The sequence below is a fragment of the Endozoicomonas sp. YOMI1 genome, from assembly GCF_024606345.1.
Classification (GTDB): Bacteria; Pseudomonadota; Gammaproteobacteria; order Pseudomonadales; family Endozoicomonadaceae; genus Endozoicomonas.
In genome coordinates this window covers 1-1,551 of sequence record NZ_JAHHPM010000276.1, presented here as the reverse complement: position 1 = coordinate 1,551, position 1,551 = coordinate 1, and the positions used below count along the sequence as shown (strand labels likewise).

2 protein-coding genes are annotated in these 1,551 nt (G+C 49.3%); both read left to right on the top strand.

The window, feature by feature from the left end:
* Positions 1-459: 459 nt before the first annotated feature.
* Positions 460-1,089 (top strand): hypothetical protein, encoded by a 630-nt coding sequence (locus KDK15_RS09615; RefSeq protein ID WP_257295139.1) that lies wholly within the window; start codon positions 460-462, stop codon positions 1,087-1,089.
* 40 nt (positions 1,090-1,129) lie between these two features.
* Entirely contained in the window at positions 1,130-1,390 is a 261-nt protein-coding gene (locus KDK15_RS09610) for a hypothetical protein (RefSeq protein ID WP_257295138.1), read from the top strand.
* Positions 1,391-1,551: the final 161 nt, after the last annotated feature.

Genomic DNA, 1,551 nt, shown 5'->3' with positions numbered 1-1,551 from the left:
TCCTCAATTTTCTGCCATCCTCGCTACGGGCGCTATTCTCGGACAGCCTCCTAGAAACAACAAGAAAGGGAAATAATAGAAAAAGGGAGGCAAGTTCTGTCAACAGTAACCATTGTTGTGGCTGTCGGCAATGTCAAAAAAACAGTCAATAAGCCATTCCCGCAGCTATCCGATATAAAACTTGAGAAAACTGATCATCCAATGACCGCCAGGTAATAAAACAAGGCAGCTTATCCGGAAAGCCTGCTTTTTCTATTTAACCTTCCCAAACGCTCCGTTTTCTCTTCCTAAGCTTTTCCTCAAGTGGATAAAGATTGTGCTGTCCTTTCTCTTACTGCGGATTGTGTTGTCCCGCCTACCGTAAATCCAGTGCATTGAACCTCTGGCCTGATTGTCAGGAAGGCCTGAGCCGGGGTTGACTGGATTCAAGTTGTTCCGCCGTAAACAAGGATGTCACCCATGAAGCCTCAAACCACAAGGAAAACGCTTTCACCCTGGCATATCCGGAAAACAGTAAGCAAAGCCCTGCTAATATCTTCTCTGGCTTGTTCTCCCGCCATTTACGCCGAATCTTATGCTGAGCCCCGGGACAATTATGCTTCACCCTACGTATCAAGCCATGCCGACCATGGGCAGGAAGGTGACTCATACATGAGCGGCAATGACGATCCATCACCTCGCTACAGCCACAGTGCCTGGTGGATTGTCGGCATCGGTGCAGCCAGCGCCGCCGCCATGACCAGCAGCAGTATTGATAAAGACAAGAAACAGCACTTCGGAGTCTCCATTGCCCTGGGGGCTGCCAGTGAATTCGGCCTGCGACAGCTGGATATTGCCAATGATTCCCGCTGGGGGCGCATCGCCCTGGCCACTGGGATTGGCATGGTTCCGGGAGTGCTTAAAGAAATCTCGGACAGCAGGGATGAAGACAACAAATTCGATACACAAGACCTGGTGGCAGACGCCTTGGGTAGCTTTGCCGGAGCTGTTCTGTCAGATCTGATTCAGGGTCCGGTACAAACAGGGCCACAGTATGGTGTCATCATTGATGTGGATCGGGTGGGACTAGCCATCAACTTTCCGTTTTAAAAAAGTTGGCAGTGGCAGTGGGCAGAAAAAGATAAGAGGAGTGCTTTTTCTGCCCACTGCCTTTTTTCCTTTTCTGCCCACTAAAACAATCTTTTCTATGTCTGAAATAAATTCCCAAGCCTATTCCAAGCCAGCGGCCAAAAAGAAGAAACCCGTTAAAGTAGAGCTGGTCTCTGAGCAGCCCTATTATGGGGTTGTTGAGCCTGAAGCAGATGAAGAGACTGATTATGCGGCTTTAAAAGCTAAAGTACAGCCCGGCGAGGCTCGGCTTTTCGCAGTGTGCAGTATCATATTGATGTAGAGCTGGAACAAAAAAGCTATGGAGGAGATGGTGGTAGGTCCACCGAAGTCTACTGTCGGAAGTCGGCTTCAAACTACCTTTTGACATCAAAACCGGAGGCCTCAAGAACTTCCGGGATAAATCTGCAAGTGAATTCCGAATGCTGTGCAGGTGGTGTCCGG